Raw genomic sequence first — 19,826 nt, 5'->3', positions numbered from 1 at the left:
TTCTATGATATATTTATCTTAAATTTATCTTAAAAAGAGGAGGAAAAGTATGCTGTCTGGGATATTAAAAAGAGAGGTAATAATTTTTGACGGAGCAATGGGAACTCGCTTACAGAAATTGGGTCTTCCGGCAGGCCATCCTCCAGAGGAATGGAACCTTTCCCATCCTGAAGAGATAGCCCGGGTGCACCGAAGCTATGTAGAGGCAGGTTCTACCCTTATTCAAACCAATACCTTTGGCGCCAACCGTATTCGTCTTGAGCGTTACCACCTGGAGGGGAAAATTAAGGAAATAATCCACCAGGCAGCAGAAATAGCTAAAAGTACACTGAAAGAAGGAGTGCTGCTGGCTGCCTCAATAGGACCTCTGGGAGAATTTATTGAACCTTATGGAGACCTCTCTCCAGAAGAAGCTCAAAAAGTTTTTCAGGAACAAGTCGAGCTTTTACAAGAAGAGGGAATAAAGATATTTCACTTAGAGACTTTCAGTTTTTCTTCCGAAGCTCTTTTAGCCTTGGAGGCAATTAAAAATTCTGGTGGTGAAGCCATAGTTAGTTTTACCTTTGAGGAGCGGGGCGAGGAACATTTTACCACTTTAATGGGAGAAAGCCCCCATCAAATAGTGGAAATTTTTAAAGATGAATCCATCGCTGCTCTGGGTGCTAACTGTGGAGGAGGGATAAAGGAGATAATAGAAATTGCCCGTCAATATCGAGAAAGCTATCCCGGGCCTCTTTCTTTTAAACCTAATGCTGGTATTCCTCAAGTGGTGGAAGGAGAGGTAATTTATACCGAAACTCCGGAAGATTTTGAAAGAGGAACTAAACAATTACTTCAATTGGGAGCAAGCATAATTGGTGGATGTTGTGGAACAGATGAAAAGTATATTGCTGCCATCAAAAAAGCTATTCAAGAAGTGTCTGTTTTCAAACCACAACTTTAGACTTTCTCGGTGAGGGAAGAATTGTTTCCCCTCCTAAAAAAGAGGCTATTTCTTCCAGCTTATAAAAAGGAGGGGATTTTACTCCTTCCCGGGCAGGATTTCGATCCAGAGCATTAATTTGCACCCGATGAGGAGAAACGAGGGCGATTTTCTCTTTGAGAAAATTTAGCTCTCTTTCTGAGTCGTTTATCCCTTCTACTATAAAAACCTCTAACCATATTTCCCCCGGGAAATGTTTACGTAGTTTAATTAAGCTCTCTATGTAAGAATTTAGAGTAATCCGAGGATGAGGCTGGTCAATGGCTTGGAGAGCTTGAGGAGAAGCAGCGTCCAGGGAAGGAATTATGATATCCATTTCCTTTATTTCTTCTAAAAGTTCTTCATAGAAAGCAAAAAGAGTTCCGTTGGTGATTAGGACTAATTTTTGCTCGGGGAAGAGTTTTTTGATAAAATGGGCGATTTCTCCTAAAGCAGAATGAAGCGTGGGCTCTCCCCAGCCGGCAAAAGTGATACAATAAGGAGGCGCGCTGCGAAATTGGGAAGAGGAAGCATATTTTTTGAGACTTTCTATCACTTCTTGAGTGGGAATATATTCTTTTCTTTCTGTGGTTAAATTGGTGGTCACTCCGCATTCACAATATATGCAGTTCAAGCTGCAAGTTTTATAAGGGAGGAGATTGATTCCCAGAGAACTGCCTAATCTTCGTGATAATATGGGTCCAAAAATACATTTTTTTGCCATAAGTTTTCCTTCTCTCTACAAATCTTCTAAGAAAATCTTTAACCCCACTAATATAATAGCTATTCCTCCCATTACCTCGGGAGAGGAAAAAACTCCTCTTATTTTATGTCCTAAGGAAACTCCTGAATAAGTCATAAATAGTGCTACTATTCCGATAATCAGAGCGGAAAACCAGATATTTTTACCCATAAGGGCAAAAGAGAATCCTACTGCTAAGGCGTCGATACTGGTAGCTAAAGAAGCAAGAAAGAGAGGCCAGCCTCGACTGAAGTCTATAAGAGGTGTGTCGCTATCTCTTTTCCACCCTTCATAAATCATCTTCCCTCCCACTAAAGATAGTATTCCTAAAACTACCCAGTGGTCAAAAGAGCTGATAAATCGTGCTACTTGTCGACCCACTCCAAAACCCACGAGTGGCATGAAAAACTGAAAAGCACCAAAGGAAAACGAGAGACGCAATCTGGCATCTCGCGGGCAGGCCTTCTGGCACATCCCGAAGGCTGTAGCTAAAGAGAAGGCGTCTAAACCTAATCCTATAGCGATAATAAATGTTTCTAACAATGAGATCCTTCCTTTTTAAAACCTGGTGGATTATACCATAAAGGCTTTTGCTTTTTAAAGAGATATCGAAACTTAATATTTATTCTCATTCACAGATTAATTTTAAAAAGTTTTTGTCCGAAAAACCGATTCAATTGAACTACTTTTTGTAATGAATTATAATACATTTAAATAATTACAGGGAGGAAAAAATGATGGCTAACCTTTCGGTTGATGAAGAAATAATTTCTCCAGACCAAGAAGAAGCCCTGGAGCTGATTTTGCAGAAATTCAAAGGGAAACCAGGTAGTTTAATTCAGGCTTTGCATGCTGCCCAGAACTTGATTGGTTATCTACCACCCCCGGTTTTGAAAAAGGTTTCCCATGTTCTGGACATTCCCTTAAGCGAAATTTACGGGATAGTTACTTTTTATCACTTTTTCTCTCTCAAGCCTCGAGGAAAACATATTATTCAGGTTTGCTTGGGAACAGCTTGCTATGTGAGAGGAGGACAAGAAATTCTCAATCGTTTGGAGGAGGATTTAGAAATTGGAGTAGGAGAGGTAACCGAAGACAGATTGTATTCCCTGGAAGTAATGCGTTGTGCTGGGGCTTGTGGTTTAGCACCGATAGTTAAGATTGACAACGATATTTATAAGAGGGTAAACCCTGCTCAAATTATGGATATAGTTAAGAGCTATTCCTAATTTTATGAAGGAACTTTCTTTACACATTTTAGATGTAGTGGAAAATTCTCTCCGGGCTAAAGCAAAAAAAGTAAGGATTTCTATCCTGGAGGATACCCGGGAAAATCGTCTGGAGTTGGTTATTGAGGATGACGGAGAAGGCATGGATGAGGAAACATTAAAAATGGTGAGGGACCCTTTTTTTTCTGGACAGGGTAAGAAGGTGGGAATGGGCATTCCTCTCTTAGATCAATTAACCAGGCAATGCGAGGGGAATTTAGAGATATTATCGGAAAAAGGTAAAGGAACCACTGTGCGAGCAACTTTTCAAAGAGATAATCTTGATTTACCCCCTCTGGGAAAACTGGCTGATACTCTTTTTGTGATTATGGCTTCTCATCCAGAAGTGGAGCTGGAATTTATCCACCGAATAGATGATTGCCAGTGGTTATTTAACAGTAAAAAGATAGAGGAAGAATTAGATTTAACCGAGGAAAACCGGGGTGTACTTTTGCCTGCTATTCGGGAGTGGATTGAGTATCAAGAAGAAATATTGAAGGGAGGAATTGGGAATGAAGATAAGTAGTATAGAAGATTTAAGACGGATTAAAGAAGAAGCGCAAAAAAGAACTTTATTGAGAGAAGGAAAGGCTGATTATAGAGTGGTAGTGCATATGGGGACCTGTGGTATAGCAGCAGGAGCGAGAGAGGTAATGTCAGCCATTCTGGATGAAATTGCTAAACGAGGTCTCACTAACGTTATGGTTACCCAGGCCGGTTGTATCGGACTCTGTGATCGAGAACCTCTGGTGAGCGTGGAAAAGGGGGAGGAGCGAATTTTATATGGTGATATTACCCCGGACAGGGCTCGACAAATCATAGCTTCTCACCTGGTTAATGGCCAGATTGTAGGAGATTGGGTAGTGCATGCTGAAGGCAGGGCGAGGAGGTAAAGTGGATGGTTGAACAGGAAAGATGTCAGGTACTTCTATGTGCTGGTGCGGCTTGTATTTCTTCTGGGGCTTTAAAAATAAAGGAAGCTCTGGTAAGGGAGCTTCAGAAAAATGCCTTGGATAATGAGGTAAGGTTGATCGAGACTGGTTGTGTGGGTCCTTGTAATTTAGGACCACTGGCCATTATCTACCCGGAGGGGGTTTTTTATCAGAAACTAACTCCTGAAGACGCAAAAGAGATAGTTGAGGAACATCTTCTTAAAGGGAGGGTGGTAGAGAGGTTACTATATCAGCCGCCCCAGGAAGAAAGAAAAAAGTTTTTGCGAGAAATTGATTTTTTTGATAAGCAACTAAAAATTGCTCTGCGAAATTGTGGTTTCATCAATCCTCTGAACATTGAAGAATATATCGCTCGTGACGGATATTTAGCTCTCTCTCGAGTTTTGACTGAGATGACTCCTGAGGAAGTAATAGCAGAAGTTAAAAAGTCAGGTCTTCTGGGTCGAGGCGGAGCAGGCTTCCCTACGGGCTTAAAGTGGGAGCTTACCCGGCAAGCTAAAGGCTATCCCAAGTTTATCATTTGTAATGCTGATGAGGGAGACCCGGGAGCTTTTATGGATAGAAGTATTTTAGAAGGTGACCCGCATTCCGTAATTGAGGCCATGACTATCGCCGGCTATGCAGTAGGAGCAGAAAAAGGCTATGTTTACGTTCGGGCAGAATACCCTTTAGCGGTAGAGCGACTGGAATATGCTATAAATCAAGCTCGAGAATATGGTCTTCTGGGAGAAGATATACTCAACAGTGGTTTTAACTTTGATGTCGAGATTCGTATTGGAGCGGGAGCTTTTGTCTGTGGAGAAGAAACAGCTTTGATTGCATCTGTAGAAGGAAAAAGGGGCATGCCTCGCCCTAAACCTCCTTATCCTGCTCAGGAAGGATTATGGGGGAAACCCACAGTGATTAACAATGTGGAAACCTATGCCAATATTCCCCCCATCATATTACAGGGGGCAGATTGGTTCCGGTCTATTGGAGCAGAGAATAGCAAAGGTACTAAAGTTTTTGCTCTGGCTGGAGATATAAATAATACCGGTTTAGTAGAAGTGCCTATGGGTATTAGCCTGGGAGAGGTCATTTATGATTTAGGAGGAGGTATTCGGGGAGGCAAAAAACTAAAAGCGGTGCAGATTGGAGGGCCTTCAGGAGGATGTATCCCGGTTGGGTATCTCAATGTTAAAATCGATTACGATTCTCTGAAAGAGTTAGGAGCCATTATGGGCTCGGGTGGTCTCATAGTTATGGATGAAGATACCTGCATGGTGGATCTGGCTCGATTTTTCCTGGAGTTTGTTCAAGACGAATCGTGCGGGAAATGCACTCCCTGCCGAATAGGCACTAAAAGGATGTTAGAAATTTTACAGAGGATTACCCAGGGAGAAGGAAGAGAAGGAGATATAGAGCGTTTGGAAGATTTAGCTAACCAGATCAAGACCACCGCTTTGTGCGGTCTGGGGCAAACTGCTCCCAATCCGGTTTTGAGTACTATTCATTATTTTCGGGACGAATACGAGGCTCATATTCGAGAGAAAAAATGTCCAGCAGTGGTGTGCCGGCCATTATTTGTGTCTCCCTGTCAGCATGCCTGTCCTCTGGGTATAAATATTCCCGGTTATATTTCTTGTATTAAAGAGGGCGATTATTTGGGCGCTTTACAGATTATCAGGGAAGATAACCCGCTTCCTTCAGTTTGTGGGCGGGTTTGTCATCGGCTTTGCGAAAGTAAGTGTAGGCGTGGAGATATGGATGAGCCGGTAGCTATTGATGATTTAAAGCGTTTTGTGGCTGATTATGCCCGGCAAAATCGGATAGCCTTGCCAGTGGTTATGGATAGAAAACGAGATGAATCAGTAGCTGTGGTGGGTTCTGGTCCTGCGGGACTCACTTGTGCTTATTATCTGGCCCGGCTGGGTTATTCGGTAACCATTTTTGAAGCTCTTCCTGTAGCGGGAGGAATGTTAGCTGCAGGTATTCCTCCTTATCGTTTGCCTCGAGAGGCTCTGGAATATGACATTAATCAAATTAAGGCTATGGGAGTAAAGATAGAGCTCAATAAAGCGGTGGGTAAAGAAATTAGCTGGAAGGAAGTACGGGAAAAGTTTGATGCTGTTTTCCTGGGTATAGGAGCCTGGAAGAGCGCTCCTTTAGGTATTCCTGGTGAAAATCTCTCTGGAGTAGTTGCCGCTCTCGACTTTCTACGCGACTTTAATTTAGGAGGCTATGTTGAGGTTCCCCGTCGAGCAGTGGTGGTGGGAGGAGGAAATGCAGCCATAGACGCTGCTCGTACTCTTCTTCGTCTGGGAGCAGAGGAGGTAAACGTAGTTTATCGGCGTACCAGAGGTGAAATGCCTGCTATTTCCGAAGAAGTAGAAGCTGCAGAAGAAGAGGGCGTTATTTTCCACTTTTTGATGGCTCCACTTGAAGTGATAGGAGAAAATGGCAAAGTAAAAGGTATCAGGTTGCAAAGGATGAAGCTGGGAGAATTTGACCGTAGTGGAAGAAGGAGACCTATCCCTGTAGAAGGTGCAGAAGCTTTCTGGGAATGCGATATGGTGGTGGAAGCAGTGGGTCAAATTCCGGAAGTGGAGAGTTTAGGAGAGATGTTATCTGTGGACCATCGAGGTAATATTTTAGTGGACCGTTATTCTCTTTCTACCTCCCTTCCTGGAGTTTTTGCTGGAGGGGATGCTATAGGTGAAGAGGCTACCGTGGTTCATGCTATGGCTCTGGGTAAAAAAGCAGCCTTTAGTATTCACCAGTATCTGCGGGATTTGAAGCCTGAGGAAGAAGAAGTTATAATCCGGCCAGAGCGACCCAAAATTCTGGAGGAGCCACCAGTTTTACAAGAAATCCCTCGAGTTAAACCACCGGAGCTACCTGTAAGAGAGCGAGTGTGTTCTTTTTCGGAAGTGAAGCTCTGTCTGGAAGAGGAAGACGCTCGTCGGGAGGCAGAACGATGTTTGCGCTGCGATCTGGAAAAAGTATTGAAAAAATACCAGGAAATAGTTATGGCTGAGGAGGAGGTTCAATGACTGGATTAGCAGTTTATGAGGAGATAGATGAAATTATCGGGAAACATCAAGAGGAGAAAACTCCTCTTCTTTCTATTCTGCAAGAGATACAGGAGAGATGGCGATATCTCCCCGGGGATGTTCTAGGATATGTATCCCGGAAATTAGATGTTCCGTCCAGTATGGTATGGGGAGTAGCCACTTTTTATTCCTTTCTGAAAACAGAACCGGCAGGTGAATACGTCATCAGAGTTTGTTGCAATGCTCCCTGTCATGTTAATGGTTCTGTGGACGTTTTGAAAACCTTGCAAAAGGAGTTAGGTATTAAAGAAGGGGAAACTTCCCGAGATGGCAAATTTACTCTGGAGACGACCAGCTGTTTGGGAGTTTGTGGTGTTGCTCCCGCTATGATGATTAACGATGTAACTTATGGCAATCTCTCAGAAGACAGAATCCGAGAGATTTTAGCCCTTTACCGGTAGGAGGACGCGTATGTTTTATCGCAGTCATGTTTTAGTGGAGATGACCAGTAATTCTCTGGTTCGGGGAGCAGCTCAAATTAAAGAGAGACTGGAGAGAGAAATTGAAAGGTTAGGTTTAGATAAAGAAATTAAAGTTCTGGAAACTGGTAGCCTTGGGGCAGCCCTTCCCTCTCCTTTTGTGGTGGTTTACCCTGATAACATCGTTTATGCTCCGGTTACAGTGAGCGATGTAAAAAGGATTGTAGAAGAGCATTTCTGGAAAGGAAGACCAGTGGGAGATTTGATTTTCTCTCCTTCAGAACGGAGAGAAATTGGTGTTTTTTTACCTTATTTTCCACTGACTAAAGAAAAAAGGGTGGTTTTACGCAATAGCGGTCAGATTGATCCCACTAACATTGAAGAATATATCGCTCGTGACGGATATTTAGCTCTCTCTCGAGTTTTGACTGAGATGACTCCTGAGGAAGTAATAGCAGAAGTTAAAAAGTCAGGTCTTCTGGGTCGAGGCGGAGCAGGTTTCCCTACGGGCTTAAAGTGGGAGTTTACTAAAAATGCAGAAGGAGTGGAAAAATATATAGTATGCAATGCTGATGAGGGAGAGCCAGGAACTTTTAAAGACCGACTTATTTTAGAAGGTGACCCTCATTCCATAATTGAGGCCATGGCTATTGCCGGTTATGCAGTAGGAGCTGGAGAGGGTTACATCTATGTGCGAGGAGAATATCCCCAGAGTATTAACCATTTGAGAATAGCCATTGAGCAAGCCCGAGAATATGGTTTGTTAGGGGAAAATATATTGGGTTCCTCCTTTAGTTTTGAAGTGCGTATTCGTAAAGGGGCAGGAGCCTACATATGTGGAGAAGAGACTGCTCTTTTAGAGTCCATTGAGGGGAAAAGAGGAATACCTCGAAACAAGCCTCCTTATCCTGCTCAAGAGGGATTATGGGGGAAACCAACAGTAATTAACAATGTGGAAACTCTGGCCAATATTCCTCCTATCATATTACAGGGCGCAGATTGGTTTCGGTCTATTGGAACTCCCACCTGTACAGGTACTAAAGTTTTTACCTTGACTGGTAATGTAAACAATCTGGGCTTAATCGAAGTTCCTATGGGTATTACCTTAAGGGAACTGATTTTTGAGGTGGGAGGAGGTATCCGGGGGGGTCATAACCTGAAATTAGTTCAAACTGGTGGTCCCTCAGGTGGTACTATGACTCCTGACCTTTTAGATGTTCCGATGGCTTTTGATACTCTTTCCCGTTACGATTCGGCTTTAGGGTCGGGAGCACTTACGGTAATAGATGATACTCACTGTATCGTAGATGTGGTTAGAAATTTTATGGAGTTTTTTCTTTATGAATCGTGCGGGAAATGTACTCCCTGCCGGGTGGGGACTAAGAGGATAGTGGAAATTCTAAATAGAATAAGTGAAGGCAGAGGAGAACCCTCCGATCTTGAAAATCTACGCTATATGGGAGAACATATAAAAAGTACATCTTTTTGTGGTTTAGGACAGGCTGCTCCTAATCCTCTTTTGCGCTCTTTAAGTTTTTTTGAGGAGGAATTTAGAGCTCACCTGGAAGAGAAAAGGTGTCCTGTGGATACTTGTTCTATGAAAACTAAAACTAAAATTTTGATTTGAATAAGGAGTTGAAGAGCCCATGGCTAAAATAGTAGAGGAAATGAAAGAAGGAACGGGTCAAAAAAAGTTGGTTACTATTTATTTAGATGGGAGAGAAGTGAAGGTACCAGAAGGGGTTAGTATCTTAGAAGCTTGCAATATGGAAGGTATAAAAATTCCCACCCTTTGTTATTTTGAGGGATTAACTCCCTGGGGAGGATGTCGAATCTGCATGGTGGAAGTAGAGGGACAACCTAATCTTGTGGCCTCCTGTGTTACTGACGTGCGAGAAGGTATGAAAATCAAAACTTCCTCTAAAAAAGTGAGAGAAGCTCGTAAAACTAATCTCGAGCTTTTGCTTTCTAATCATCCTCTGGATTGTCAATTGTGTGACCGCAATGGTTCTTGCGAGTTACAGGATTTATCCTATCAGTTTGGTGTGCGAGAAATCCGCTTTCCTGGAGAGAAAAAGACTTACGAGGTGGATAGAAGCAGCCCTTCAATTAAGAGAGATGCTAACCGCTGCATCCTGTGTGGTCGCTGTATCAGAGCTTGCCAGGAAATACAGGCAGTTTTTGCCATCGATTTTGCTAATCGAGGATTTGATAGTTTAGTCAGTCCTTCGCTGGGGCTTCCCTTAGGAGAGAGCGTATGTGTTAACTGTGGACAGTGTATTCTGGCCTGTCCCACAGGAGCACTTTCTGAAGTTTCTCATGTGGAAATGGTATGGGAAGCCTTAGAAGATCCAGAAAAATTTGTAATCTTGCAAACTGCTCCAGCTATAAGAGTAAGTATTGGGGAACCTTTTGGTTTACCCCCGGGAACAGTGACTACTGGTAAAATGGTAGCAGCATTCCGGAGATTGGGATTTGACCGGGTGTTTGATACTAATTTTGCTGCCGACCTCACCATTATTGAAGAGGGGACGGAATTTATCAATCGTTTGCAAAAGGGAGGGAAATTACCTCTCATAACTTCTTGCAGTCCAGGATGGATAAAGTTTATGGAGCATTTTTATCCTGAGCTAATGGAGAATGTTTCTACCTGTAAATCTCCGCAGCAAATGTTTGGAGCAGTAGCTAAAACTTACTATGCTCAGAAATTAGGAATAGATCCTCAGGATATGGTAGTGGTTTCCATTATGCCCTGTACGGCTAAAAAATTTGAATGTCAGCGGGAAGAGATGAAATCCAGTGGTTGTCAGGATGTAGATTATTCTCTCACCACTCGAGAAGCAGCCCGAATGCTTAAAGAAAAAGGTATCGATTTAAGAGAGATGCCGGAAGAAGAATTTGATGACCCCCTGGGTATTTCTACCGGGGCAGCAGCGGTTTTTGGTGCTACAGGAGGAGTGATGGAAGCTGCTCTTCGCTCAGTTTATGAAATAGTTAGTGGTAAAACTTTAGAGAGTCTGGATTTCTATGATGTACGGGGAATGGAAGGAGTGAAGGAAGCTACAGTTAATATTGATGGTTTAGAGGTAGGTGTAGCCGTAGCTCACAGCTTAGGTAATGCCCGTAAAATTTTGGACCAAATTAAGGAAGGAAACTCCAAATACCATTTTATTGAGATCATGGCCTGTCCGGGGGGATGCATCGGTGGAGGAGGGCAACCTATACCCACCGATCTGGATATTAGAATGAAGAGAATTGAGGCTATCTACCAGGTAGATAAAAATCTTTCTCTGCGAAAGTCTCATGAAAACCCGGCAATAAAACAATTGTATGAGGAATTTCTGGGTGAGCCCAATGGAGAAAAAGCCCATCAATTGCTACATACCCATTATCTTCCTCGGGAGAAAATGTAGAACTATAAAGGGGCAGCACCCCTTATAACCCTCGAAAGGAGGAAAGGCAAGAAACTTAAAAAATTTGAATACTACTGAGGAAGGAAAAGAATCTTACTCAGTATAGGGGAATCCCCCATTATTAACTAAAAAGGGTGTTATTAATATGATTTTTGCAGTTAACTACAATTCCGAAGAAGAGGTGATTCTCTCCATCGACCCGGGAAAAGAAAAAGTAGGGGTGGCGGTTCTCTCATCGCAAGGAGAGGTCTGGTTTCGGAAGATATTAACGGAAGAAGAAGTAGAGGAAGAAATTCAGATTCTCAAGAAGCAGTATGGATATTCTCAAATAGTAGTGGGAGACAGCACTGGTAAAGAGAAAATTCTGGAGATCTTGAGAAAAATGGGTCTCGCGTTTGCTTTGGTAGATGAGCGTAATAGCTCTGAAGAAGCCCGAAAATTGTATTTTCGGGCTCATCCCCCTCGGGGTTGGAGAAAGATTGTTCCCCTTTCTTTTCTCTATCCCGATGCGCCTTTCGATGATTGGCAGGCAGTGGTGATAGGAAGACGTTATCTTGATCAGAAAAAGAGTGAAAAAAATGGAAGAAAATAGTGAATTAAGAAAAGTTATTCCTTCTTTGGCCCGTAGAGCTATAGAATATTATCTGAAAGAAGGGAAATATCTCCCTCTTCCCCTCGGGCTTCCTTCTTATCTTATCAGTGAGAAGCGAGGGGTTTTTGTTTCTTTGAAAAAGAAAGGAAGATTACGGGGCTGTATTGGCACTTATATTCCCAGATATGAAAATATAGCACAAGAAATAATTCATAACGCAGTTAGCGCTGCCACTCAAGACCCCCGCTTTCCCCCTCTTCAGGAGGAGGAGTTGCCTTTTGTAAGTGTGTCGGTAGATATTTTATCTTATCCCGAAGAAGTGAATAGTTTAGAAGAATTAGACCCTAAAAAATATGGAGTTATCGTGGAAAAAGGTTGGAAAAGGGGGTTATTGCTTCCCGACATTGAGGGAGTAGATACCGTAGATGAGCAAATTCGTATTGCTCTGGCTAAAGCAGGAATTTCCCCTCAAGAGAAATTTACTATTTATCGCTTTACCGTGGATAGGTATGAGGAAGAAGATTGAAAGTAGCTCGCTTTTTCACTGACTTAGAAAATAAAAGAGTACAATGCTTTCTCTGTCCTCACCGGTGCATAATTGCTGAAGGGAGAAATGGAACTTGCCGGGTGAGAAAAAATGATGGGGGAGTATTGTATGCTCAGACTTATGGGAAAATCTCTTCCTTCGCCTTAGACCCTGTAGAAAAAAAGCCCCTCTATCATTTTTATCCTGGAAGAAACATTTTCTCAGTAGGGAGTGTGGGGTGTAATCTTCATTGTTCTTTTTGTCAGAACTGGTCGATTTCTCAAACTAACCCGGATAATTTCTCTTTACGAGAGATAAGTCCGGAAGATTTAGCTCGCCGGGCTCAAAGAGATGGTTCTATAGGTTTATCTTATACTTATAACGAGCCTTTCATCTGGTGGGAATTTGTTTATGATACAGCTCAGCTGATACGAAAAGAAGGACTTAAAAATGTGCTGGTTACCAATGGTTATGTGGAAGAAGAACCTCTCCGAGAGTTGTTACCCTGGATAGATGCTATGAATGTGGACCTCAAATCTATGGATGATGATTTTTATCGCCGTTACTGTGGAGGAACTCTTCAGCCTGTTTTGAAGACCATTGAAATTTCTGTTCGAGAGGGCACTCATGTGGAGATAACCAATTTAATAATCCCGGGCTTAAATGATCGCTGGGATCTAATTGAAAAGCTGGTGAGCTGGATTTATGATTTGAATCCCAGTATTCCTCTGCATTTTTCCCGCTACTTTCCAACTTACAAACTTGATAATCCTCCCACTCCGGTTTCTTTTTTAGAGGAAGTTTACCATTTTGCTCGGGAGAGGTTACCTTTTGTTTATCTGGGTAATATAGGAGGAGGAAAAGGAAATATTACTTTTTGTCCCACCTGTAGAAGGGAGGTGGTGATAAGGAGAGGATATCAAGTAGACACCTCAGGGCTTTTGGGAAATCGTTGTCGCTTTTGTGGTTCTTCTTTGCCCTTTTACCATGAAACATAAAAAAATATTGTTAGTTTTTTTGTTTTTTATTTTTTTGTTCTCGGGATTTTCCTTTCGAGATAAAGAGGAAAAGAAAACTTTTTTTGGTTTTGATACCTGGATAGAAGTGGAACTTCCTCAGGATAGTGCTCTTCTTTTCCCCCGGATTTCTTCTTTAGTTACTCATCTGGATCAACTCTGGAATCGTTTTTCTCCTCGGAGTATGGTTTTTAAAATAAACCACTCTTCCTTTCCTCTTTCAGTGGATGAGGATACCTTTCGAATATTAGAAGAAGCACAAAAGGGAGGAGAAGAAACTCAGGGGTTTTTCAATATCTTGATTGCTCCTCTTTTGGATTTGTGGGGTTTCCCTGGGCAACCTTCTATTCCTGGAAAAGAAGAAATAGAAGAAACAGTGGATAAAATAGGAAAGAGCAAACTGCATCTGGAGAAAGAAAGTAAAAGAGTATTTATTGAAGGAGAAGGCCAGATAGATTTAGGTGGTATAGCTAAAGGTTACCTGATAGATGAAATAGTTTCTCTGCTGCAGAAGGAGAGAGTTTCTCAAGCATTAATCAATGCAGGAGGAGAAATTTTTGCCCTGGGAAAAGAAATTAAAGCAGGAGTCCGTCATCCTCGTGAGGAAAAACTTCTGGGCTATATTATAATTAAGGATGAGGCAGTATCTACCTCTGGAGATTATTATCGGTTTTTTGAGGAAGAAGGTGTGCGTTATCATCATATTTTAAATCCTTTCACCGGTTATCCGGGAAGAGACTTTTGGAGTGTGACAGTGGTTAGCAAAAAGGCAACTCTTGCTGATATTCTCTCCACTGTTATTATGGCAGGAGGAAGAGAGGCCCTAGTAGTGGTAGAGAAAAATTTTCCGGAGATAAAAATTTTAGCGGTAGAAGAGGGAGGTAATGTTTATCTTTCTCCTTCTATGGAGAAAGTTTTTTTTACTGAGTGAAAATGAATGGAAACAGAAACCAAAAACTTTTGATACTGATAGTATTAGTGGTGATATCATCTCAGATTTTAATCTGGGCAGTTCGAGCTGAGGATAATAAAATAGAGAATCTCCACTCTTTTTTTCTTCCTCTTTATCGAGGGAGTGAGTGGATAAAAGATATTTTTTGGGGATGGGGGAAATTTTTCCAGGACCAAAAATCTCTGAGAGAAGAAAATCAGAAGCTCAAAGAAGAGTTAGAGAAACTTAGAGCTGATAACATTTTATTACAGGAGAGGATAGAGGAATTGAAAATAAAAATAGAAGCTGGGGCAATGGAAGAAAAGCTACCTTTTGAGGTGATACCGGCTCAGGTGATAGGACGTGACCCTTACGATTGGTGGGGTAAAGCCATTATTGATCAAGGAAAAGAAGAAGGAGTGGGTGAGGGGTTGGTAGTAGTTACCTACCAGGGTATGGTGGGCAAAATAGAGGAAGCTTACCCCCATCATTCAGTGGTAAGACTTCTTTTAAGCCCTTCTCTATCGGTAGGAGTCTTGGTTCAAAGAACCCGGGATTTAGGGGTAGTTACTGGAAACGGAGAAGGTTTGTGCATCATGAAATATATTTATCGAACTTCCGACCTTAGAGAAGGAGATATAGTTATAACCTCGGGTTGGGGAGAAAATACTCCTCGAGGAGTTGTTGTGGGAAGAGTGTCTCAGATAGGGGAGGATGATGGCAGTCTTTTCAAGGATGTAATAGTAGAACCCAGTTGTGATTTTTCTCTATTGGACAAGGTTTTTGTAATTAAAGCTCTCTCTGAGAAATTGGAATGATTGAGAAAATTGGTGTCTTTTTTTTTCTCCCCCTTTTATGGGAGTGGATAAGTTCTTCCTTTCTGGTGTATCTTTGGTTTCCTCTTAGCCATTTGCATATTTTTTCTTTTTTGATGGTTTCTTTGTTTTGGGAGGGAAAAGAAAGTACTCTGGATTTTCTCCTTATTTTGCTTTTAGGAATAACTTCTGACCTTTTACTTTTTTCCCCCTGGGGAGCATATCTTTTTATTTTGTCGAGCCTTGCTCTTTTTACTTATTTGTGGGTGAAGTTTTTTTCTACCAGCTTTGTCTCTCTTTCAGTTATTTTCTTCTGCCTTCCTCTTTTAGAATTGGGCTTGGAATGGGTAGTGGCTGCTCTGGGAGAAACAACTTTGCCCTTTCTTCCTCTTTTGGGAGCTAAATTGCTGAGCATTCCTCTTAATATTTTTTTGTTTTACTGGTGGCAAAAAAGAGAAACACGCCGAGGTTTAGAGTATGTGGAATGACGAAATACAGGAGCGGGTGAACCAGAGAATTACTTATCTTTCTCGCTTGTTTTTAATTATACTCATACTTTTATCTTTTCGATTTTGGTATCTCAGTGTTTTGCAAGGGGATTGGTACAAACAAAAATCAGAACAAAACCGAGTAAGAATTTTTTCTCTTCCTCCCATTAGAGGTAGCATTTATGATCGCAATAATCAAGTATTAGCTGAAGATGTCCCTCGCTTCCGCTTGATTTTTGAAAAAGGAGGAGTAGAAGTGGAAGAAATAGAAAAAAGAGTGGAAAGAATTTTAGGAAGAGAGCTTTCTCCCCCTTTTCCGGAAAGAGCAGTAGGAGAAATAATCTTGGTTGACCAACTGAGCATGGAAGAGGTGGTTAAAATAGAGGAGGCCCAGAATGAATTGCCTGGAGTGATAGTGGAAAGTTATCCGGTTCGTCATTATCCTTGTGGTGAACCATTTGCCCATGCAGTGGGTTACGTAGGAAAGATAAATGCCGAGGAGTTTAAAATGCTGCGCTCTGAAGGCTATGAGATGGAAGACAGAATAGGAAAGACAGGAGTAGAGCTGGAATATGAATCTCTTCTTCGAGGAGAAAAAGGATACCGAAGAATAGAAGTCAACGCTTTAGGAAAGGTAGTAGGAGTTCTGGATTATAGACCTCCTTACTTTAAAAATTCGGTAGTATTGACTTTAGATAGAGAGCTTCAGGAATATAGTTATGATTTGCTGAGTAATAAAAATGGAGTGATCATAGTAGGAGACCCCTATACGGGAGAGCTTTTTGCTTTGGTAAGTAAACCGAGTTTTGACCCTCAGCTCTTAAGCTGGGGGATGAGCGCTGAGGAATGGAATACTTTATCTCAAAATAAAGACAGACCTCTTACTAATCGCCCTCTTCAGGCTCTCTATCCTCCTGGCTCTCTTTTTAAATTAGTGATAGTTACTGGAGCTTTAGAAGAGGGACTAACAGGCAGAAATCGGAAAATTTTTTGCCCTGGTTTTCTAGATTATAATGAATGGCGGTACCCTTGCTGGAGAAGAGGAGGGCACGGGTCTGTTGGTATAGAAGAGGCTATTGCCCAGTCTTGTAACGTTACTTTTTATACCCTGGGCTTGGAACTGGGACCGGACAAAATTATAAACTGGGCTAACAAGCTGGGAGTGGGTCAACCTTCGGGCATAGATTTACCAGGAGAGAAGAACGGTTTTTTGCCTACTCCAGAATGGAAGAAAAGACAGCTTAAAGAGATGTGGTATCCTGGTGATACTATTAATTTGTCCATCGGACAGGGGTATCTTTTGGTCACTCCTCTCGAAATGTATCGAGTGGTAAGTAGCATTGCTACCCGAGGAGAAGTTTACAAGCCTCATGTACTTAAAAAAGTGCTAAATAGTAAAAGGGAAGTAGTTAGAGAGGTTGCTCCGGTTTTACAGGATAGAATAGAGTTGAGAAATGAGACCTGGGAGTCTCTCATCCGAGGGATGGAAAAAGTGGTGAATAGTGGAACCGGCCGGGTTTGCCGAGGTTTACCGGTTAAACTGGCAGCGAAAACCGGTACGGCTCAAAATCCTCAAGGAGAGGATCATTCCTGGTTTTCGGGGTTTTTTCCTTCTTCTCATCCTCAAGTAGCTTTTTTAGTATTGATAGAACATGGAGGAGATGGAAGTGGTGAGGCGGCACAAACGGCTAGGAAATTGATTGAATGGTGGGAAGAAAATCGAGGAGGAAAAAGTGGAAAATAAAGTGGAAGATAAAGCCATGGTTTTAGTTCTTATTGCTCTTTCCCTCATTGGGGTATTGGCAGTATATAGTGTTGACCCCTTGCGAGGAGAGGGATGGGGAGAAAGCTTATTTAGTAGACAAATTATCTGGAACTTAATTGGCTGGGTAGCCTTTCTCTTCTTCAGTCAGATAGACTACTATCAATTGGTAAAAAGAGGATGGCTCTGGTATTTTTTAATGGTTTTATCTCTGGGAGCAGTTCTAATTTTTGGAGAAGGCGATGAAACAGGTTCTCGTCGGTGGCTTTTTTCTCAATCGGTACAACCTTCAGAAGGAGCGAAAGTCGCCCTGGCTTTATTTCTGGCTCATTATTTTTCTGAGCAGAGGGAAAGCTTTGACTTCTGGCCGCTTCTCATTAAAAGTGGAATACTTTCTTTTATCCCTCTGGTGCTTATTTTTGAGGAGCCGGATTTAGGGTCTTCTCTGGTTTTACTGGTTATCTGGTTAGGAGCGTTGTTTGTTTGTGGTTTTAGTGCTAAGAAATGGGCAGTAATAGGAGGAATAGGAGGGGGGCTTTTACCTCTTTCCTGGGTTTTCTTGGAGGATTACCAAAAAGATAGGTTGCTCTCTTTTATTGATCCAGGGAGAGACCCTTTAGGTAGCGGATACCATATTTTACAGTCACAAATTGCCATTGGAGCAGGGGGTTTTACCGGGCAAGGCTGGCTTTCTGGCACTCAGAGTCAACTGTATTTCTTGCCTGCCCGGCACACTGATTTCATTTTTGCTTCCTGGTGTGAACAACTGGGATTTTTAGGAGGAATGGTAATAATATTTTTACTGGGGCTCCTATCCTATCTTTTTCTGGTTGTAGCTCTCCGCTCTCCTAATTTAGAAGGAAAGATTTTAGCTTCTCTTCTGGGAATAAGCCTTATTTTTCAGTGGACAGTGAATATAGGTATAAACCTGGGAGTTATGCCAGTTACCGGCATTGCTCTGCCTTTTATAAGCTATGGAGGAAGCTCGCTGGTGGTAAATTTAGCCTCGGCTGGTCTGGTTTATAATATTAGTAAAAGTGGAGGTAAGGAAAGCTGGAAATTGTGGATTTAGAAAAAACCCTATCACGGCAGGAAATGCTCTCTATTAGTAAACCGGCACGCTATATAGGGAGAGAATGGAATATAAGTCTGAAAAAAAAGGAAGATGTTGAAATATCTGTGGCTTTAGCTTTTCCCGACCTTTATGAGATAGGAATGTCTCACCTGGGACTGAAAATCCTTTACTATATTCTCAATTCTCTTCCTGGAGTCAGGGCAGAGAGAGCTTTTGCTCCCTGGCCGGATATGGGAAAAATGATGAAAGAAAAAAACATTCCTCTTTACTCTTTAGAAAACAAAATTCCTCTTCGTAACTTTGACGCGGTAGGGATAAGCTTGCAACATGAATTGAATTATACTAATGTTTTATATCTTCTGGATCTGGCTGGCATACCTCTGCGGAGTGAAGAACGAGGAGAAGAATTTCCTCTAATTTTAGGAGGAGGACCTTGTGCTTTTAACCCTGAACCTGTATCTCCTTTTTTTGATGTCTTTTTGCTTGGAGAAGGAGAAGAAGCGATAGTGGAAATAGTGGAAATATTAAGGGTTATGAAGGGTGAGAAGCGAAGCGATGTTTTGTCAGAGTTAGCTAAAATAGAGGGTTGTTATGTTCCCCTCCTTTATTCAGTTTCTTATCATCCTGATGGAAAAATAAAAAATATTTCTCCTTCCCGAGTGGTGAGAAAAAGATGGGTGAAAAATCTTGATGGCGCTCCTTATCCTCAAAAAATCATAGTTCCTTATCTTAATATTGTCCATGACCGGATTCCTCTGGAAATAGCTCGAGGTTGCACTCGGGGATGCCGTTTCTGCCAGGCGGGAATGATTTATCGTCCTCACCGGGAGCGTTCCCCTGAGAAGGTGATAGAATTAGCAGAAAAACTGGTAAAAAGCACCGGATATGAAGAAGTTTCTCTCCTTTCTTTGAGCAGTACTGACTATTCAGCTATTGAATATCTGGTTAGAGATTTGTCTTTTAGATTAAAAGAGTCTAAAGTAAATGTTTCTCTTCCCTCGCTGCGAATGGATGCTTTTTCCGTGGAAGTAGCTCAGTCTTTGCAAGAGGTACGTCGCAGTGGCTTAACCTTCGCTCCTGAAGCGGGTAGCGAAAGACTGCGGCGAGTTATTAATAAAGGCTTGACTGATGAGGACATTTTTCAAACGGTAGAAAAAACTTTTTCTTCGGGATGGAGGGAAGTAAAACTCTATTTCATGATTGGTCTTCCCGGAGAAAGGGAAGAGGACATAAGAGATATCGCTAATTTAGTAAAAGAGATTTTAGGTCGGGGAAAGAAAAAAGGAGTGCATCTCGGTATCTCTGCCTTTATTCCTAAATCTCATACTCCTTTTCAATGGACAAAACAGGAGGAGATAAAATCTCTGGAGGAAAAAATGGCTATTCTTCATTCTCTTTTACGCCCTCTGGGTCGCCGAGTTCGTTATAATTGGTCAGATTTCGAGGTGAATCTGGTAGAGGGAGCGCTGAGCCGGGGAGACCGGCGAATTTCTTCGGTTATCGAACGGGTGTATCGAAAAGGCGGTGTGATGGACAACTGGAGAGAGTTTTTTTCTCTCCGGCGGTGGCAAGAAGGGTTTGAAGAGGAAGGATTGGATTTAGATTTTTATACTCACCGGGAACGAGATAGAGAAGAAATTTTCCCGTGGGAACATCTTTCCCCGGGAGTGAGTAAAGATTTTCTATGGAAAGAATATCAGTTATCTCAAGAAGAAAAAATAACTCCTCCCTGTCAGGAAGGAAAGAATTGCTATAATTGTGGAGTTTGCTGAT

At 42.0% G+C, this 19,826-nt stretch carries 19 protein-coding genes; 17 read left to right on the top strand and 2 right to left on the bottom strand.

Annotated elements, in window-relative coordinates:
* Positions 1-49: 49 nt before the first annotated feature.
* Complete coding sequence (locus GXZ17_RS05375; RefSeq protein ID WP_409376260.1) at positions 50-943, top strand: homocysteine S-methyltransferase family protein; 894 nt, start codon at positions 50-52, stop codon at positions 941-943.
* On the opposite strand, the gene GXZ17_RS05370 is transcribed toward GXZ17_RS05375, so the two are convergent.
* Together GXZ17_RS05370 and GXZ17_RS05365 are read right to left on the bottom strand one after the other, a co-directional pair.
* A complete protein-coding gene (locus tag GXZ17_RS05370) occupies positions 927-1,685 on the bottom strand; it encodes a radical SAM protein (protein WP_409376259.1) in 759 nt (252 codons plus the stop codon). The genes GXZ17_RS05375 and GXZ17_RS05370 overlap by 17 nt on opposite strands.
* Positions 1,686-1,700: 15 nt before the next feature.
* Complete coding sequence (locus GXZ17_RS05365; protein ID WP_409376258.1) at positions 1,701-2,246, bottom strand: manganese efflux pump MntP family protein; 546 nt, start codon at positions 2,244-2,246, stop codon at positions 1,701-1,703.
* A gap of 191 nt (positions 2,247-2,437) precedes the next feature.
* Here GXZ17_RS05365 and GXZ17_RS05360 point away from each other — a divergent pair, with 191 nt between their 5' ends.
* From GXZ17_RS05360 to GXZ17_RS05285, 16 genes are all read left to right on the top strand, one after another.
* The gene (locus GXZ17_RS05360) at positions 2,438-2,932 is read left to right on the top strand and encodes an NAD(P)H-dependent oxidoreductase subunit E (RefSeq protein ID WP_409376257.1); all 495 of its coding nucleotides are present in this window, start codon (positions 2,438-2,440) and stop codon (positions 2,930-2,932) included.
* A 4-nt stretch (positions 2,933-2,936) separates the two neighbouring features.
* Positions 2,937-3,497, top strand: a complete 561-nt coding sequence (locus tag GXZ17_RS05355; protein ID WP_409376256.1) for an ATP-binding protein — start codon at positions 2,937-2,939, stop codon at positions 3,495-3,497.
* On the top strand, positions 3,484-3,864 hold the full coding sequence (locus GXZ17_RS05350) for a (2Fe-2S) ferredoxin domain-containing protein (RefSeq protein ID WP_409376255.1): 381 nt from the start codon (positions 3,484-3,486) through the stop codon (positions 3,862-3,864). The genes GXZ17_RS05355 and GXZ17_RS05350 overlap by 14 nt, the downstream gene beginning before the upstream one ends.
* Positions 3,865-3,869: 5 nt before the next feature.
* Positions 3,870-6,956 (top strand): NADH-quinone oxidoreductase subunit NuoF, encoded by a 3,087-nt coding sequence (gene nuoF / locus GXZ17_RS05345; RefSeq protein ID WP_409376254.1) that lies wholly within the window; start codon positions 3,870-3,872, stop codon positions 6,954-6,956.
* Positions 6,953-7,417: an NAD(P)H-dependent oxidoreductase subunit E gene (locus tag GXZ17_RS05340; RefSeq protein WP_409376253.1), complete on the top strand. Its 465-nt coding sequence runs from the start codon at positions 6,953-6,955 to the stop codon at positions 7,415-7,417. Before nuoF (GXZ17_RS05345) ends, GXZ17_RS05340 begins: the two co-directional genes overlap by 4 nt.
* A gap of 10 nt (positions 7,418-7,427) precedes the next feature.
* The gene (gene nuoF / locus GXZ17_RS05335) at positions 7,428-9,062 is read left to right on the top strand and encodes an NADH-quinone oxidoreductase subunit NuoF (RefSeq protein WP_409376252.1); all 1,635 of its coding nucleotides are present in this window, start codon (positions 7,428-7,430) and stop codon (positions 9,060-9,062) included.
* Between the two features lie 19 nt (positions 9,063-9,081).
* Positions 9,082-10,848, top strand: coding sequence for an NADH-dependent [FeFe] hydrogenase, group A6 (locus GXZ17_RS05330; RefSeq protein WP_409376251.1), 1,767 nt, complete (start codon positions 9,082-9,084; stop codon positions 10,846-10,848).
* 145 nt (positions 10,849-10,993) lie between these two features.
* Positions 10,994-11,440, top strand: a complete 447-nt coding sequence (locus GXZ17_RS05325) for a hypothetical protein (protein ID WP_409376250.1) — start codon at positions 10,994-10,996, stop codon at positions 11,438-11,440.
* A complete protein-coding gene (gene amrA / locus GXZ17_RS05320) occupies positions 11,403-11,966 on the top strand; it encodes an AmmeMemoRadiSam system protein A (RefSeq protein WP_409376249.1) in 564 nt (187 codons plus the stop codon). The genes GXZ17_RS05325 and amrA overlap by 38 nt, the downstream gene beginning before the upstream one ends.
* Positions 11,963-12,964: an AmmeMemoRadiSam system radical SAM enzyme gene (amrS, locus tag GXZ17_RS05315; RefSeq protein WP_409376248.1), complete on the top strand. Its 1,002-nt coding sequence runs from the start codon at positions 11,963-11,965 to the stop codon at positions 12,962-12,964. Before amrA ends, amrS begins: the two co-directional genes overlap by 4 nt.
* Positions 12,930-13,913 carry an FAD:protein FMN transferase gene (locus tag GXZ17_RS05310; protein ID WP_409376247.1) on the top strand — a complete coding sequence of 328 codons (984 nt, stop codon included), beginning with the start codon at positions 12,930-12,932 and terminating at the stop codon, positions 13,911-13,913. Before amrS ends, GXZ17_RS05310 begins: the two co-directional genes overlap by 35 nt.
* A gap of 2 nt (positions 13,914-13,915) precedes the next feature.
* A complete protein-coding gene (gene mreC / locus GXZ17_RS05305; RefSeq protein ID WP_409376246.1) occupies positions 13,916-14,731 on the top strand; it encodes a rod shape-determining protein MreC in 816 nt (271 codons plus the stop codon).
* The gene (locus tag GXZ17_RS05300; protein WP_409376245.1) at positions 14,728-15,216 is read left to right on the top strand and encodes a hypothetical protein; all 489 of its coding nucleotides are present in this window, start codon (positions 14,728-14,730) and stop codon (positions 15,214-15,216) included. Before mreC ends, GXZ17_RS05300 begins: the two co-directional genes overlap by 4 nt.
* The gene (gene mrdA / locus GXZ17_RS05295; RefSeq protein ID WP_409376244.1) at positions 15,206-16,960 is read left to right on the top strand and encodes a penicillin-binding protein 2; all 1,755 of its coding nucleotides are present in this window, start codon (positions 15,206-15,208) and stop codon (positions 16,958-16,960) included. The genes GXZ17_RS05300 and mrdA overlap by 11 nt, the downstream gene beginning before the upstream one ends.
* A complete protein-coding gene (locus GXZ17_RS05290; RefSeq protein WP_409376243.1) occupies positions 16,950-18,050 on the top strand; it encodes an FtsW/RodA/SpoVE family cell cycle protein in 1,101 nt (366 codons plus the stop codon). Before mrdA ends, GXZ17_RS05290 begins: the two co-directional genes overlap by 11 nt.
* Positions 18,041-19,825 (top strand): TIGR03960 family B12-binding radical SAM protein, encoded by a 1,785-nt coding sequence (locus GXZ17_RS05285; RefSeq protein ID WP_409376242.1) that lies wholly within the window; start codon positions 18,041-18,043, stop codon positions 19,823-19,825. The genes GXZ17_RS05290 and GXZ17_RS05285 overlap by 10 nt, the downstream gene beginning before the upstream one ends.
* Position 19,826: the final 1 nt, after the last annotated feature.

The organism is Candidatus Sordicultor fermentans (genome assembly GCF_012728195.1).
GTDB lineage: Bacteria > Atribacterota > Atribacteria > Atribacterales > Caldatribacteriaceae > Sordicultor > Sordicultor fermentans.
This window is presented reverse-complemented; position numbering and strand designations above follow the sequence as displayed.